The sequence below is a fragment of the Halomonas sp. FeN2 genome, assembly GCF_020595105.1.
Taxonomy (GTDB): Bacteria; Pseudomonadota; Gammaproteobacteria; order Pseudomonadales; family Halomonadaceae; genus Vreelandella; species Vreelandella neptunia.
On record NZ_CP074200.1, the window covers coordinates 1662409 to 1677137 of the forward strand.

At 57.9% G+C, this 14729-nt stretch carries 14 protein-coding genes; 11 read left to right on the forward strand and 3 right to left on the reverse strand.

What is annotated here, in order from left to right; translation table 11 throughout:
• The 4 genes from KF947_RS07725 to KF947_RS07740 are packed head-to-tail and all read left to right on the forward strand — an operon-like array spanning position 1 to position 4332.
• Positions 1–1731, forward strand: a complete 1731-nt coding sequence (locus KF947_RS07725) for an ABC transporter permease (RefSeq protein ID WP_227405874.1) — start codon at positions 1–3, stop codon at positions 1729–1731.
• Positions 1719–2810, forward strand: coding sequence for an ABC transporter ATP-binding protein (locus tag KF947_RS07730; protein ID WP_227405875.1), 1092 nt, complete (start codon positions 1719–1721; stop codon positions 2808–2810). Before KF947_RS07725 ends, KF947_RS07730 begins: the two co-directional genes overlap by 13 nt.
• Positions 2807–3898, forward strand: a complete 1092-nt coding sequence (locus tag KF947_RS07735; protein ID WP_227405876.1) for an MBL fold metallo-hydrolase — start codon at positions 2807–2809, stop codon at positions 3896–3898. Before KF947_RS07730 ends, KF947_RS07735 begins: the two co-directional genes overlap by 4 nt.
• A complete protein-coding gene (locus tag KF947_RS07740) occupies positions 3886–4332 on the forward strand; it encodes an HAD family acid phosphatase (RefSeq protein WP_133733309.1) in 447 nt (148 codons plus the stop codon). Before KF947_RS07735 ends, KF947_RS07740 begins: the two co-directional genes overlap by 13 nt.
• On the opposite strand, the gene KF947_RS07745 is transcribed toward KF947_RS07740, so the two are convergent.
• The 3 genes from KF947_RS07745 to KF947_RS07755 all read right to left on the reverse strand — a co-directional run bounded on the left by KF947_RS07745 (position 4329) and on the right by KF947_RS07755 (position 7294).
• A complete protein-coding gene (locus KF947_RS07745) occupies positions 4329–5492 on the reverse strand; it encodes an MFS transporter (RefSeq protein ID WP_223288631.1) in 1164 nt (387 codons plus the stop codon). The two genes, KF947_RS07740 and KF947_RS07745, sit on opposite strands and share 4 nt — an antisense overlap.
• Positions 5483–6490, reverse strand: coding sequence for a GlxA family transcriptional regulator (locus tag KF947_RS07750; RefSeq protein WP_227405877.1), 1008 nt, complete (start codon positions 6488–6490; stop codon positions 5483–5485). The genes KF947_RS07745 and KF947_RS07750 overlap by 10 nt, the downstream gene beginning before the upstream one ends.
• Positions 6491–6610: 120 nt before the next feature.
• Positions 6611–7294 carry a GntR family transcriptional regulator gene (locus KF947_RS07755; RefSeq protein ID WP_133733312.1) on the reverse strand — a complete coding sequence of 228 codons (684 nt, stop codon included), beginning with the start codon at positions 7292–7294 and terminating at the stop codon, positions 6611–6613.
• A 156-nt stretch (positions 7295–7450) separates the two neighbouring features.
• Between KF947_RS07755 and dctP the strand changes: the two genes are divergently transcribed.
• The 7 genes from dctP to KF947_RS07790 all read left to right on the forward strand — a co-directional run bounded on the left by dctP (position 7451) and on the right by KF947_RS07790 (position 14724).
• Complete coding sequence (gene dctP, locus KF947_RS07760; protein ID WP_133733313.1) at positions 7451–8446, forward strand: TRAP transporter substrate-binding protein DctP; 996 nt, start codon at positions 7451–7453, stop codon at positions 8444–8446.
• Between the two features lie 100 nt (positions 8447–8546).
• Complete coding sequence (locus tag KF947_RS07765) at positions 8547–9068, forward strand: TRAP transporter small permease subunit (protein WP_133733314.1); 522 nt, start codon at positions 8547–8549, stop codon at positions 9066–9068.
• Positions 9069–9070: 2 nt separating this feature from the next.
• Positions 9071–10405 (forward strand): TRAP transporter large permease, encoded by a 1335-nt coding sequence (locus tag KF947_RS07770; RefSeq protein ID WP_133733315.1) that lies wholly within the window; start codon positions 9071–9073, stop codon positions 10403–10405.
• Positions 10406–10416: 11 nt separating this feature from the next.
• The gene (locus tag KF947_RS07775) at positions 10417–11784 is read left to right on the forward strand and encodes a malonyl-CoA decarboxylase (protein WP_223288629.1); all 1368 of its coding nucleotides are present in this window, start codon (positions 10417–10419) and stop codon (positions 11782–11784) included.
• Positions 11781–13319, forward strand: a complete 1539-nt coding sequence (locus KF947_RS07780; RefSeq protein WP_133733317.1) for a malonate--CoA ligase — start codon at positions 11781–11783, stop codon at positions 13317–13319. Before KF947_RS07775 ends, KF947_RS07780 begins: the two co-directional genes overlap by 4 nt.
• A gap of 133 nt (positions 13320–13452) precedes the next feature.
• Positions 13453–13911, forward strand: coding sequence for a DUF2170 family protein (locus KF947_RS07785; RefSeq protein WP_227405878.1), 459 nt, complete (start codon positions 13453–13455; stop codon positions 13909–13911).
• Positions 13912–14028: 117 nt separating this feature from the next.
• Complete coding sequence (locus tag KF947_RS07790) at positions 14029–14724, forward strand: PspA/IM30 family protein (protein ID WP_227405879.1); 696 nt, start codon at positions 14029–14031, stop codon at positions 14722–14724.
• Positions 14725–14729: the final 5 nt, after the last annotated feature.

The window sequence follows — 14729 nt, forward strand, 5'->3', positions numbered from 1 at the left end:
ATGACGCCCGCTCTCATCTTTGACAACAAGACCGGCAGCGGCAACAAGTACGGCAGCCAGCACCGCTGGCTGCTTTCAAGCCTGCTGATCGCCATTGTACTGCTGAGCCTGGCGCCCAGCCTGCGCCTGCTGATCGAGGCGTTGAGCGACCTTACCCAAGGCCGCCAGTCACCTCTGTGGCAGGTGCTCAACAGTGCCAGCACTTGGCGAGCACTGTGGCAGAGCCTGTATACCTCGGGGCTCGGCATGCTGATCGCCCTGATCCTGGGTAGCCTGTTCGCCTTTGCCATCACGCTCACCAATGTGCGCGGCAAAGCGTGGCTGGTGTTCTGCTTTATGCTGCCGATGATGATTCCGCCCCAGGTTACCGCCTTGAGCTGGCTGCAGCTCTTTGGCCCGGCCAGTCCGCTACTGAAAAGTATGGGCATAGCGCCGCCGCTAGGCAGCCCGCAACCGCTCTATTCCGCTGAAGGCATCGCTTTACTGCTGGGCATCCAGAGCGCGCCACTGGTGTTTCTGGCCCTGCGCACCAGCCTGCTCTCGCTGCCCCGGGAACTGATCGAAGCCGCCCGCATTAGCGGTGCCAAACAGACCCAGGTGTGGGGCCATATTATTCTGCCCGTGACCCGTAGCGGCTTGATCGCCGGGGGTGCGATGGCGTTTATCTCGAGTCTTGGCAACTTCGGCATTCCTGCCATGCTAGGCATTCCCGCTGGCTATTACGTGCTGCCCACGCTGATCTACCAGCGTATGGCCAACTTCGGTACCGGCGTGTTGGCAGAAATGGCCGCCCTATCACTGCTGATTGGGTTGCTGGCGCTGGCCGGGGTGGCGCTGCAGCAGCAGCTTATGAACCGCAGCCGCTTTGGGCTGGGCGGCCATAGTGGACGCTCCCACGATTTTACCCTGGGCCGCTGGCGCTCGCTGGTGACCGCCACGCTCGTCGGGATCTTACTGATTATTCTGGTCGCGCCGCTGCTTGCGCTCATTATCAGTTCGCTGGTGCCGGCCATGGGCGTGCCGTTAAACGCCGAGACCGCCACCCTGAACGCTTACGCTGAAGTGATGGGACGCCAAGGCGCCACATGGCGAGCGGTGAACAACAGTCTGTGGCTGGCGGGCAGCGCGGCGGTGGTACTGATGCTGCTGAGTCTGCCACTGGCTTACCGGCTACAGCGTCTGCCGGAACGTTGGCGGGGGGCGGTACTCAGTGCCATCGAGATTCCCTATGCGCTTCCCGGCGTGGTGTTGGCGATTGCCTGCATCCTGCTCTTTGTCCGCCCGCTGCCGATTATCAATGTGGCGCTCTACGGGACCCTGGGGCTGATTTTTATCGCTTATCTAGCACGCTTTCTGGTGGTCTGCGTCAAGACTGTCGCCACCAGTCTGGCGCAGCTGGATCCTTCCCTTGAAGAGGCAGCACAGCTCGCGGGGGCAGGCCCCTGGCGACGCCTGGGCAGCATTATTTTACCCCTGGTCGCGCCCGCGCTGTTCGCAGGCGGCCTGCTGGTGTTTCTGCTGGCGGTCAACGAACTGACCGTGTCAGCCCTGCTATGGAGCGCCGGTAACGAAACCCTCGGCGTGCTGATTTTCAACCTCGACGAAGGCGGCGAAAGCGTGCTGGCCTCTGCGGTGTCAGTGCTGGTGGTGATCATGGTCGCCTCGCTGATGCTGACACTCAGTTTACTGGCGCCGCGTTTACCTAAAGGAGTCATTCCATGGCAGAGTTAGGCATGGCAGTGCCATCTAGTGCAGGGCTATCGATCGATCGTGTTACCAAGCGCTTTGGCGAACAGACGGCCGTTGATGCGCTGTCGCTGACGATAAATCCAGGCGAGTTTGTCGCTCTGCTCGGCCCCAGTGGCTGTGGTAAAACCACCATGCTGCGCATGTTGGCGGGGTTTGAAACCGCCAACGACGGCACGATCCAATTAGCCAATCGTACCCTGGCCAGCGCCGATATCCATGTGCCCCCCGAGCAGCGCAATATGGCCATGGTGTTCCAATCCTATGCGCTTTGGCCGCATATGAGCGTGGCGGACAACGTCGGCTACCCGGTCAAACTGCGCGGCCTGCGCGGGGCGGCGTATCACCAAAAGGTGCAGCAGGCCCTGGCCCTGGTGGAGCTCGATGCTTATGCCGACCGCATGCCCCAGGCCCTCAGTGGCGGCCAGCGCCAGCGCGTCGCCCTGGCGCGCTGTTTAGTGAGCGACCCCTCTGTGGTGCTGCTGGATGAGCCGCTGGCCAATCTTGACCGTCACCTGCGCGCCACTATGGAGCACAGCTTCCGCGATTTTCATCAGCGAACGGGCGCAACGCTGGTCTACGTCACCCACGACCAGACCGAAGCCATGGCGCTAGCGGATAAAATCGCGGTGATGAAAGCGGGCAAGCTGGTTCAGTGGGGCACCCCTGAAACCCTTTACCGGCAGCCGAGAACCGCCTGGGTGGCGGGCTTTATCGGCCAGGGCAGTCAATTAAAGGTCGCCGCCGGTCACCCTGGAAAGCGCCTTGAGAACGCGGCCCTGATGCGCGGGCTGAACGCCATCACGTCCGAACGAACCCAAAGCGTGCTGGTGCGCCCGGAGCACATTCAGATCACCATGCCACCCGCCTCCTCCACGGCTCCCTCGCATAGCCAGCTTGTCGCCCAGGTGGAAAGCGTGATTTTCCGCGGCGAGCGCTATGAGCTCACACTGCGCCTGCCCAGTGGGGAAACACTACTGGCCTACCACCAATCCGCGCCTGACCTGGGTAGCCAGGTTGTCGTCGACCTTCAGCAGGGCTGGTGCCTGGAGCCCGACCAATGAGTGTCAATATCAAGATTCTCAGTGGCTTAGGCGCCAAAGGCCCTGCCGCGATAGTGGTAGAAGCCCAGGGCAAACGCCTACTCCTGGACGCAGGCGGTGCACTCCACCCGGATGACACCATTACCTGGGCGAACAGCCTGGATGTGGATGCCGTACTGATTAGCCACGATCATATTGACCATATCGGCGGCGTGGCCGAGCTAGCGGAGGGCATGCCGCTTTATTGCACGCCGCTGGTAGCCAAGGCCTTGCCTCACAACCGCGCGTGGCGCTCCTTGCCCGAACGCGGCACGTTAGAGGTGGAAGGCATCACCGTTACCACCGGCCAGGCGGGGCACTCGCTAGGCGGTGTGTGGCTACATTTAGCTGTAGGGGGCGGTGTTTACTATAGCGGCGACGCCTGTTTTGAGTCGCGACTGTTTCCCTTTGATACCCCGCCTAAAGCGGCTATTGCGCTACTGGATGCCTCCTACGGCTGCTACGACCAACCCCAAACGCAGTGTGTGCAGGCTATTAGTGAGCGCCTTGATCAGCCGCTGGCGTTTCCGGTGCCGGAAACCGGCCGTGCGTTGGAAATGGCTCTATGGCTGGTTGATGAGGCTTCGGCGCGAGGGTTAACACTCGCCATCGACGCCGATATTCGCACCAATCTTGCCGCCCTACTGGCAATGCCTGAGACGCTGCGGCGCCCTGGCACTAATGACGCTATCGCCAAGGTATTGGCACGAGGAGACGATGAAAATGCCACGCTAAGACTAATGCGTGATCGCGATGACACCCCACAACAGTGGCCCGACCATCGCCTGCTTCACACCGGTTACTTAACCCCTGATCGCCGCGCCGAGCTAGCGGCAGGCCAAATCAGCTGGCAGCGCTGGAATGTGCACCTGCGCGCGTCACACCTGGTGGCGCTCGCCGATCAGTTGGGCGCTACTCAAGTGGTGCCGCTATTTACCCAGCTTGCCAATAACGAATTGAATGCCTGGCATGGACTACTAGGCGAGCGCCTCTGCACTGCCCAGCGTTTATCCGCTCATTCACGTCTAGTCACCCTTTCCAGTTTAGGGAGTTTTGCATGTCCGCAGTAATTGTTGATGTTGACGGCACCTTAGCCGAGTTTCACCCCCATCAGGTCAGTGACTGGGTGCTGGGCAGCCAAAAACAGTGGGAGCCCTTCTTTGCCCATATGGCCGAAGCGCCGGTGATCGAAGCGGTGGCCAAGCTGGTTAAAATCCTGAAGGCCCAAGGCCAGCAGATCGTTATCTGCAGCGGTCGCCCGGATAGCCACCGTGAGCATACCCAGCGCTGGCTAGAGCGCCACACCATCCCCTTTGATGCCATGTACCTGCGTCCTAAGGGCGATGACCATGTGGATGATGAAGCGGTAAAAGAGGCGTTACTGGAGCGCATGCGCAGCGACGGCTTTGCGCCTTGGCTGGTGCTGGATGATCGTGATGCCGTGGTCGCCCAGTGGCGCGCGCTCGGGCTTACTTGCCTGCAGTGCGCGCCGGGGGATTTTTAAGCGTTTGCCAGCCGGGTTCGGTGCTGCCACACCAGCACCGCCAAGGGCACCAGCGCGATGGGGATCAACACCAGGTTAAGCGTCGCCCAACCTAAGCCGCTGACCAAGGGCCCAGCGAGCAACGCAGTGATCGCGGCGGTGCCAAAGACTAAAAACTCGTTGGCGGCCTGGGTGCGCGCTTTATCTACCGGGCGGTAGCTCTCGGTGAGCAGCCCGGTGGCGGGCAAAAAGGTGAAGTTCCAGCCCAGGCCCAGCAAAATCAGCGCCACGTTGAAACCGGCCAAACCGATACCCAACTGAGCGACCAAGGCACTGGCCACCAGCAGCAGGCAGCCTGCCAAAATGACCTGCTTAGCGCCGAAGCGGGTGGCCAAATGGCCAGTAAAGAACGAGGGTAAAAACATCGCCACCACGTGCCACTGAATGGTCATTGAAACGTGGTTAAAGTGGTGCCCCGCCCCCGCCATGGCGAGCGGTGTGGCGGTCATGGCCAGATTCATTACGCCGTACCCGACCATTGCCGCGCTCACCGCCACAATAAATCCAGGCTGGCGGAGTATCTTACCCAGCGGCAGTGCGGTGCCTTCACCGTGGGTACGGGATGCAGGCGGCAGTTGCGTCAGCATCAGCACCACCAGCGCCAGTGCGTAGAGCGCTGCCAAGCCCACAAAGCTGCCCAGAAACGGCACCTCACCCAGCTCACGGCTCACTCTGGCCAGCCACGGCCCGGCAAACGCAGCCAGCACACCACCCCCCATCACCAAACCAATCGCCCGATCACGCATCGGCGTAGGGGCAGCTTCTACCGCGGCAAAGCGATAGAGTTGACCAAAGCCAATGCCGATACCAATCAGCCAGGTTGCCAGCAAGAACAGCCCAAAGCGCTCGCCGATTAGCGCCTGTACGGCGAGCAGTGCGCCCACCAGTCCCACCAGGTTGCCCAGCATAAAGCCGCGCTTCCGGCCCAGCCTGGCCATAATTAACGAGGCGGGAATGGTCGCACACATCAGCCCCAGCCACTGGGTGGCGACAGGCGCGGTAGACCAGGACGCACTTGGCGCCAAAGACGCCCCAATCAGCGGAGAAACGGCAATCAGTAAGACATTACCGGTAACCAGTAGCGCCTGGCAGAGCGACAATAGGGTGACGGTTAAAGGCATGAAACTTTCTCCTGAATAGAATCATCTGTTTGGGAAGACGCAAAGCGCTGTCGATATACCGAGGGTGATACGCCGTAGTAACGCTGAAACTGGCGGCGCAGCTGCTCCGCGCCGCCCAGCCGCCAGCGCTGTGCCAGGCGCTCAAGGGATACGTTTTCGCGCCCGTTGAGCAGCGCCAAGCGCGCTTGTTCAAGGCGTAGCTGGGTCAGGTAAGCGCCGGGGGTGGTATTTAAGTAGCGCCTAAATAGCCGGGTTAAATGGCGCGGGGAGACCGCCATCAGGTCGGCCATGCTCTCAAGCCCGTGATCTACGCTGGGATCGGCGTGGAGTTGATCCAGCAAGCGGCGCAGTGGCCCCGCCTCTTGTTGGTGTCGCAGTATCTCGCTGAACTGCGACTGCCCACCTGGGCGCTGCAAAAACACCACTAGCTCACGGGCCACTCGCCCGGCTAGATCAGCACCGTGATCTGCCTCTACCAGCGAAAGCGCCAAATCAATCCCCGCCGTTACACCGGCGCTGGTGTAGCGGCCGTTGCTTTCGATATAGAGCGCATCCGGCTCGACGCTTAGTGCGGGGTATTCATCTGCCAATTGAGGTGCATGGCGCCAGTGGGTGGTGACGCGGCAGCCATCCAGCAACCCTGCAGCGGCTAACAAAAATGCCCCGGAGCAGATCGAACCTAGCCGCCTCACCTCCGGGGCGACCTCACAAAGCACCTGCTTCACTGCGGCTATTTCACGCTGCTGCAACACGCCACTGCCGCCCGCCACCAACAGTGTATCCAGAGGCAGTAAATGCGTAAGTTGGTGGTAGGAGTGCGTAGCGTGCACAGCTAAGCCGCCGTTGGTGGCAACCGGGCCGACGGCGTCGGCGACCAAGGTCAACTGGTAGAGCGGCTGGGGGCTTAGCGCATTGGCGCTGGCAAACACCTGCCAGGGGCCGCTGACGTCCAGCAGTTGGCAGTCGGGGTAGGCAAATAGAGCAATATGGCGAGTCACAGTCTCTCTCCGCTAACGGGGATTCGAAGCATTAGAGAGAGTGTCAGCGCTGCGCCCTATGTCGGCAAGGACGATTACCCAACCGATTCGGACATACTTATAAAAACCGATACATTCGGATCAGCCCGTTCTCTCTAACGGTGACTCCATCCTGCGTACACTGGAAACAAAATCGCTAAATCGCTCGCCCTGAATTAATACATGGTCGCTCAGTGCTTGCTGAGCGACCACAGAGTCACCCCGCTCAATAGCCTCGACGATGGTTTGGTGCTCGCTGAGGGAAGTATTGACCCGCTGGCGCACCTGCAGTTGTAGGCGCCGGTAGGGCTTTAGGCGCTGCTTTAGCTGACGCGCTTCGCTGGCCAAAAAGGCGTTGTGGCTAGCGGTGTAGATACAGTCGTGAAAGCCTTCGTTTTCGTAGTAATACTCGTCGCTGTCACCGGCCAGGGCCGCTGCTTCACAGCGCTGATGTGCTTCGCGTAACGCGGCCAACTCCAGCTCAGTAATCCGGCGTGCCGCCAAGCGGCCGCACATGCCCTCCAACTCCGCCATCACCTCAAACATCTCAATCAGTTGATCAATCCCCACTTTCGCCACGAAGGTGCCCTTCTTAGGGGAAACGGTGACCAAGCCGCTGGCGACCAACTGTTGAAAGGCTTCGCGCACTGGCGTTCGCGAAACCTGAAACTCGCGCCCCAAGGCCTCTGGATCAAGGCGCTCTCCCGGTAAACGGCGGCCATTGATGATGTCATCCTCAAGAGAATCTCTTAATTTCTGAGCGTTGGATCGCTTGGTGCCCGTCATGTTTTACCTCCTTGGATCGCAACTCACCTTTACCGTTTTAATGCTGCCATAGAGTTGACATTAGCATACGCAACGCCTATTGATATATATATCAGCTCGACTGATAGATACATATAGTCAATCCAAACACACAACAACAACTGTTGGAGACGCCAAATGCAACGCTATTTGATCTCAACTGCTGCCGCCCTCGGTCTCGCCATTGCCGCTTCCCACGCCTCTGCCGATACCGTGCTACGCGCATCGCATCAATTCCCCGGGGGTCAGGGAGATGTTCGCGACGAAATGGTGCAAATGATGGCCCGCGAAGTAGCCGATGCCGGTGTAGGGCTGACCATAGAAGTTTATCCGGGCCAATCGCTGTTCAAAGCGCGTGAACAGTGGGGCGCTATCGCTCGTGGTCGCCTCGATATCACCTCTCTCCCGCTGGACTACGCTAGTGGTCGGCATCCGGAATTTTCGGCTACGCTGATGCCGGGCTTAGTGCGTAATCAGGCCCATGCTCAACGCCTGAATGACTCTGAATATATGGACATGATTAAAGAGGTCATTCGCGAAGGCGGCGCTCGAGTACTTGCAGACGCCTGGTTATCCGGTGGCTTTGCATCTAGTGAACAGTGCGTTACCTCCCCGGATACCGTCGAGGGCCAAAATTTCCGCGCTGCCGGACCTGCGTTTGAACAAATGCTTGAGGCCGCTGGTGCCTCTATTGCCTCCATGCCCTCTTCCGAGGTGTATACCGCCATGCAAACCGGCGTATTGGACGCCGCCAACACCTCGTCGATGTCGTTTATCTCCTATCGGCTTTACGAGCAGGTCGAGTGCCTGACAGAGCCAGGCGACTTCGCGCTCTGGTATATGTACGAGCCGATTCTGATCTCCGAACAAGTGTGGCAGGGGCTTAACGAAGAGCAGCAAGCAGCACTGATGGAAGCCGGTGAAGCCGCCGAAGCGTTCTTCGCTGAAGAAGCAGCCGCCATTGACCAGGAGATGGTCGACCTTTACGAAGAGAACGGCGTCGAGGTGGTCAAAATGAGCGAGGCCGACTACAACGCTTGGCTCGATATCGCCAAGGAAACCTCCTACAAAAACTTTGCCGACAATGTTCCCAATGGCCAAGCCATTATCGATGCAGCGCTGGCCGTCGAGTAAGCAACCCATTAATGCCTAACGGCTCGGCTGCCCTTCGGGGTGGCCGTTTTCAACTGATGCTTGCTTAGCTTGGTGAAATAACCAGCTTGACGAGGGAAATATGGCACCTGCAACGACACACAATGCTCTGGCGCGAGGGGGCATTATCGGCGGCTACATTCGCGTCATGGATAAGCTTTCGCGGCTTTCCGCCTATTTAGCCTGCGCCATGTTTATCGCTGGCGTATTAGTGATTTGCCAGATGGTATTTATTCGCTACTTACTCGGAATGAGCACCAGTTGGCAGACCGAATTTACCATCTTCTCAGTAACCGCTGCGATGTTGATGGGGAGCCCTTATGTGCTGATGACCGGCGGGCATGTGGCTATCACCATTGTTCCCGATGCGCTGGGCGGTATGACCCGCACCATCATGCGCTTGATCGCTTCCTTGTTTGGATTAGGTTTCTGCGCCGCCCTGGCGTATGCCAGCTGGGTCTATGTTTTTGAAGCACTTCACGGTGAGTGGACGACGGGTTCTGTCTGGAATCCACCACTGTGGCCAGCCCTGCTGCCTATGGCCGTCGGCGTCACTGTGCTGTCACTGCAGTATGTGGCTGAAATTTTGCGTGGGGAGAACTAAGCATGGATCCCATTACCTTAGGCATTATTGTCGCCATCGCACTGATTGCGCTGATGGCCATTGGCACCCCTATCGCTTTTGCCCTGGGCGGTGTATCGCTGCTGGCACTGATTTATGACCGTGGTCTTTCCGAGCTCACCTATTTCGGTGAAACCTTTTTTGACCGCATCGCCGAGTTTGGTTTTGTCGCCATTCCGATGTTTATTCTGATGGGCGCTGCGGTAGCCTCCTCCCCCACCGGGCGCGATCTGTATCGCTCGCTGGATCTATGGATGGGCAAACTGCCCGGCGGCTTGGCGGTTTCCAATATCGGCGCCTGCTCAATCTTTGCTGCGCTCTCGGGATCGTCACCGGCCACCTGTGCGGCGATTGGTAAAATGGGCATTCCCGAAATGCGCATGCGCGGCTACCCGGATGGCGTAGCGGCGGGCTGTATTGCCGCGGGCGGCACCCTGGGTATCCTGATTCCGCCGTCGGTCACCATGATCATCTACGGCATCTCCACCGAAACCTCTATTGGTCGACTGTTTATTGCCGGGGTAGTGCCAGGCTTTATGCTTGCGGGCCTGTTCATGATCTGGACGATGATCGCCTGCAAGATGGCCGGTGGCTATAACAACCCGATGGCGGAGTCCGTCGAACGGCTAAAGCAGAACGTTAAGCAGAATGTTGATACCAACCTGAAAGCGCTCGTGCGTGTTCTACCTTTCCTGGGCGTGGTCGCGGGTATCCTGTTTGCCTTGTATGGCGGGGTGGCAACACCTTCGGAAGCGGCGGGCGTGGGTGCCTTCCTATGTTTGGCGCTAGCTATCCTGATCTACCGCATGTGGCAGTTGGGCCCAATCAAATTGATTATGCGCGACTCACTGCGCGAAAGCGTGATGATCATGCTGGTGATCGCCACCGCCGAAGTGTTTGCCTACGCACTCTCTTCCATGTTTATCACCCAAACAGTAGCCGCCGCTATTGCCGATCTTGAAGTTAACCGCTGGGCGCTGATGGGGGTGATTAACCTCTTTCTGCTGGTGGCCGGTTTCTTCCTGCCCCCCGTGGCCGTGATCGTGATGACCGCGCCCATTCTGTTACCCATCATCCTGGCAGCTAATTTCGACCCCTACTGGTTTGCGGTGATTTTGACCATCAACCTGGAGATCGGCCTGATCACACCGCCGGTGGGTCTCAACCTGTTCATTATTAAAGGCATCGCGCCGGATATTTCGCTGCGCGACATTCTGATGGGGAGCTTGCCCTACGCGCTGTGCATGGTGCTGGGTATCTTGCTGCTGTGTCTCTTCCCAGGCATCGCGCTTTGGCTACCTAACTTGATCATGGGTTAAGGAGTTCGACCATGAACATGCTGTTTTTGCAGGAGCTGTTCAACAACATCACCCAGCGTGATGCCCTGTTGCGGCGCCGCCATCCCGAGACCTTAACGCCCGACCATGGGCAGTTGGTTCATGCCTGCCAGAAACTGTTGGAAAGCGATGGCGAAGCCTCTAGCATCGCGCTGGCGAGCCGCGCTTTGGCGATTTACCAGCGCCTTTCGGCAGCTGAAAAAAGCAGCTTCTTTGCCCGCCTAACGGCTGACTTTGCGGCCGAGCCCGGCCCCATTGACGCGGCCTATCTGGCATATCAAGAGGTGCGCGACAACCAATCACTACAGCGCCTGTTTGAGGCCTGCGAGCCACGGCGCCAAGAGCTTTTCCGACGGTTAAACCTGGCCAGCGACGGCACCTATGAGCTGGTTAAAATGCGTGAAGACCTGCTGGGGCTACTACGCGAACAGCCGGAATTAGCGCCCATCGACGACGATTTCGCCCATCTGTTCGGTTCCTGGTTTAACCGCGGCTTTTTGATGCTCAAGCGCATTGACTGGAACACGCCCGCTTCAATTCTAGAGAAGATCATCCGCTACGAAGCGGTGCATGAAATTCAGGACTGGGACGATCTGCGCCGGCGCCTAGATGCCCGTGACCGTCGCTGTTTCGCCTTTTTCCACCCGGCGATTGGCGACGAACCGCTGATCTTTGTGGAAGTGGCCCTGCATAAGGGTCTGCCAAGCCGTATTCAGCCCATCCTTTCTGGCGAAAGCAGCTATAGCAAAAAAGGTATCGACGACCCCGAAGATGCCGATACAGCAGCGTTCTTTGGTATCAGCAACTGCCAGACCGGGCTGCGCGGTATCTCCTTCGGTAACTTTTTGATCAAACAGGTGGTGCAAGAGCTCTCCCAGGAGCTGCCGCAGCTTAAATACTTCGTCACCCTTTCTCCGGTGCCTGGCTTCGCTCAGTGGCTTCAGGAGCAGCGAGAGGATGAGCAGCTTCCCGCGTCGCTGCGTAAATCACTCAAAGGGCTTGAAACACAGGGATGGCATCAGGACAAAGCCCGCGAAGAGGAGCTCAAAGCCATTATTCGCCCGCTGGCTGCCCGTTACCTGGTCGAAGAGAAGAACCGCCACGGCCTGCCGCTCAACCCGGTGGCCCGCTTTCACCTCGGCAATGGCGCCGAACTTCACCGCATTAACTGGTTGGGCGATATCTCCGAGAAGGGCTTTAAACAAGCCGCCGGACTGATGGTTAACTACCTGTATGTGCTGGACGATATCGAGCGCAATCACGAAAACTATACAGCCAAGGCGGCCGTTGCTTGCTCAAATGAGGTGCGTGACCTCGCCAAACGCGCCCGCAAACTGGCCAAGGGAGAGACCACCAAATGAGCCACAATCTATTTGAAACCTTTGCTGCCAAAATGCGCGAACGCGCAGAGGCCGATTTTATTACCACCCGCGACGGCCGCCGCTATCGCTATGCCGATGCGCTGACCATCAGTGCGCAGCTTGCTGGCGCACTAACCGAGTTAGGCGTTAAGCAAGGCGATCGCGTTGCCGTCCAGGTCGATAAAAGCCCTGAAGCGATACTGCTCTATTTGGCCTGTCTGCGCATCGGCGGTGTCTATCTACCGCTTAATACGGGCTATACCGGCGATGAGATTCGCTACTTTTTAAACGATGCAGAGCCTGCGCTGTTCGTTTGTCGTCCCAAGATAGAAGAGCAAGCGCGGTCGCTTGCTGCTGAAACCGGCTGTCCGGCGGTGGTCACCCTGGGCAACGCCGCCGATGGCAGCCTGATGGAAACCGCCCAAGCGGCAACGCCGCGTGAGGATATTGTGGCACTTGGCGAGCGCGACCTGGCTGCTATTCTCTATACATCGGGCACCACCGGGCGCTCCAAAGGCGCCATGCTAACGCACAAAAACCTCGCCTCTAACGCAGAGACACTGGCCAAAGCGTGGCATTTCAGCGCTGATGATCGGCTGATCCATGCACTGCCGATTTTCCACACCCACGGCTTATTCGTCGCCTGCAACGTCACCTTGATGGCGGGTGCCAGCATGCTCTTCCTGCCTAAGTTCGATGCCGATGTGATCTTCGAAGAGCTGCCCCATGGCAGCGTGATGATGGGCGTACCCACTTTTTATACCCGATTGGTGCAGGACGAGCGCCTGACCCCAGAAGCTACCGCCCATATGCGGCTGTTCGTTTCCGGCTCCGCCCCGCTCACCGCTGAAACCCATGAGGCATTTGAAGCCAAAACGGGCCATGCGATTCTTGAGCGCTACGGTATGACCGAAACCAATATGAACCTCTCCAACCCCTATGACGGCGCCCGCCGAGCAGGCACCGTAGGCATGCCGCTACCCGGGGTGGAGATGCGCATTACCAACCGAGAAACCGGCGATGAAGTGCCTTTTGGCGAGATTGGCATGCTGCAGATTCGCGGCCCGAATGTCTTTATCGGCTACTGGCGAATGCCCGAAAAAACCCGTGAAGAGCTATTAGACGATGGCTTCTTCATTACCGGCGATCTCGCCATGGTCGATGATCAGGGTTATGTGCATATTGTTGGTCGCGACAAGGATCTGGTAATTTCCGGCGGCTACAACGTCTACCCCAAAGAGGTGGAGCAGGTGATCGACGAGCTTGACCAGGTCGCAGAATCCGCAGTGATCGGTCTACCGCACCCTGACTTTGGCGAAGGCGTTACCGCAGTGGTCGTTCGCCAGCAGGGCGCTGATCTTGGAGAAAACCAGCTTGAAGAGGAGAAAGTCATCGCCCATTTAGATGGTCGCCTGGCTAAGTATAAGCAGCCCAAGCGGGTCTTCTTTGTCGATGAATTGCCGCGCAATACCATGGGCAAAGTACAGAAAAATGAACTGCGCAAGCGGTTCAACGACACTTACCGAACCTCCTAACTATCCGTCTTGAAAGCACAATTCTCCCAATATTTTGCCCCGCAGCATGCGGGGCATTTTTTTGCGAAAAGGAACCATTTGCTCTACGAAATGTTAAGGTAAGGTCACTTAACAAACGATGGAGCAGATTGCCTTGACTACGCCTACCGTTACCAACGGCATCACCGCCACCGAGCTATATAAATTAGTCCACCAGCCAGCGAACAACAACGACGGAGATGCGTCCCTTGAGTGGCCTGAGGGTACTATCAGTCTGGATGAAACGAATCAGACCCTGATCTGGGAGCTTAACGACTACGGCAACTTGCCGATTACCCTTTCGCGCAGCGAAAATGAGTGGGTCGCCATGGCGCCTATTGTGGCCGTAGATAGCGTCAACAATACCGCTGAACTCAACGAAGTGCTGCTGCGCCAGGGCATTGCGTTACCGCTGGCTTCCGTGGGTATCGTCGAAATCGACGGTCACGACTTTTATGTGGCTTACGGACAACTGTTTGGCGACTCAAAGCTTGAATCGATTTGTGCCGAGCTACACGCCACGGCCAGCGCGGCCATGGACGTCGCCGAACTGATTCAAACGCACTTCGCCTAGGCCTAACAGGGTTTATCGAAGACAGAGTTAATCGGTCATAGCCACTGATAGCGGCACCAACATTTATATCGACACAGTGGCGCTTTATTTAAAGATATTCTTAAAAGAGACACTTATATGTTAAGCAAAATCATGACAGCCCTGCGTGGCAAAGCGAATGAAACCGGCCAAGCCGTGGTGGATTCCCAGGCACTGCGTATTTTAGATCAGGAAATCCGCGACTCGGAAAATCACCTGAGCCAATCTAAAACCGAACTCACCCGACTGATGGGCCAGCGCCAGTTGAACAGCAGTAAAGCCGACACGCTGGAAAGCAAAATCGCCGAGCTGGAAAAAAGCGCTGAGGCTGCGCTGGATAAAGGCGAAGAACAGCTCGCCGTTGAAGTGGCAGAACGTATGGTGGCGCTTCAGGATGACCTGGAAGCGGAGCGCGCCATTATTAGCGAGTACGACGCCAGCATTGAAAAACTGCGTGGCGCAATTCGCGGTACCGACAACCAGCTTCGCCAGCTCAAGCAACAGGTGAGCGTCGTTAAGGCGACTGAGTCAGCACAAAAAGCCCAATCTGCCGTCGCGGCTCGCCACTCTGGCCAGAATAGCGCCATGAGCAGCGCCATGGAATCACTCGAGCGCATTAAAGAGCGCCAGCAGCTTAATTCAGCGCAAATGCAAGCCGCTGACGACATGGCGGCAGAAGAAAGCGGTAGCTCGCTTGAAGCACGCCTGAAAGCAGCCGGCGTGGGTGGCCAGAATCGCAAAGCAGACGACGTGTTAGCGCGCCTAAAAGCGAAGAAAAACGCCGCACAGGAATAAGCGTT